The sequence below is a fragment of the Acidovorax sp. GW821-FHT09B03 genome (assembly GCF_059418305.1).
Genome location: NZ_JBWKPP010000046.1, coordinates 1 through 1,169, shown reverse-complemented (window position 1 = coordinate 1,169; position 1,169 = coordinate 1). Strand labels below are relative to the sequence as shown.

Annotated in this window: 1 protein-coding gene; it reads left to right on the top strand. The window is 60.3% G+C overall.

The window, feature by feature from the left end:
• The first annotated feature begins 83 nt into the window (after positions 1-83).
• On the top strand, positions 84-1,169 hold the full coding sequence (locus AC07PA_RS32635) for an IS630 family transposase (RefSeq protein ID WP_494610355.1): 1,086 nt from the start codon (positions 84-86) through the stop codon (positions 1,167-1,169).

Sequence of the window (1,169 nt, the reverse complement as noted above, 5' to 3'; positions counted from 1 at the left end):
CTAGTGTCGTGAGTTAGAAGTTCGTTGAACTAGTGATAGCGTGTCGAGTCAATCGTGTACCGTGTGCACACGAGGAGGCTGCGATGCGTGGACGACCCAAGGCGCAACTGGCATTGACGCAAGTCGAGTTTGAGCAGCTCACAGCGCTGACGCTGCGGCGCAAGACCGCGCAGGCGTTGGCGCTGCGCGCTCGCATCGTCCTGGCCTGTGCCCAGGACATTGACAACAAGGTGGTTGCCAGCCGCCAGCGCGTGACACCGCAAACCGTTTCGAAGTGGCGGGCCCGATTCGTGCGGGATCGACTCGACGGACTACTCGATGCCCCTCGCACTGGAGCACCACGCACCATCGATGACGCTCGTGTGGATGCTGTGATCGCCAAGACGCTGGAGAGCGTGCCCGAAGCAGCCACGCACTGGAGCACCCGCACCATGGCACGCGAGGCCGGCCTGTCGCAGACGGCGGTGTCGCGTATCTGGCGCGCATTCGGACTGCAGCCCCATCGACAGGAGACCTTCAAGCTCTCCAGCGATCCGCTGTTCGTTGAGAAGGTACGCGACATCGTGGGGCTGTACATGGATCCGCCGCACAGGGCCATGGTGTTGTGCGTGGATGAGAAGAGCCAGATCCAGGCGCTGGATCGCACACAGCCTTTGCTGCCATTGGCCCCGGGTATCCCCGAGCGGCGCACACATGACTATGAGCGCCACGGCACGACGACGCTTTTCGCAGCATTGGACATCGCCACCGGAGCCGTCATCGGGGATCTTCATCGACGCCACCGCAGCAGCGAGTTCCTGCAGTTTCTGCGCACCATTGAGAGCAATGTGCCGCAAGCTCTGGACATCCATCTGGTGCTGGACAACTACGGCACACACAAGACGCCCGCCATCAAGAACTGGCTTGCTCGGCACCCTCGCTTTCAAGTTCACTTCACGCCGACTTCTGCGTCCTGGTTGAACCAAGTAGAGCGCTGGTTCGCCACTCTGACGCTGAAGTACATTCGCCGTAGCACCCACCGCTCAACTCGCCAGTTGGAGCAGGCAATCAGGCACTACATCAAGGTCAACAACGACGATCCCAAGCCATTCATCTGGTCAAAGACCGCAGATGACATCCTCGCGAGTGTCGAGAGATTTTGCCTGCGAACTTCTAACTCACGACACTAG

Bases quoted from the DNA above. Each gene is read 5' to 3' on its own strand.
- AC07PA_RS32635 (WP_494610355.1), top strand. From the start codon at position 84: ATGCGTGGACGACCCAAGGCGCAACTGGCATTGACGCAAGTCGAGTTT.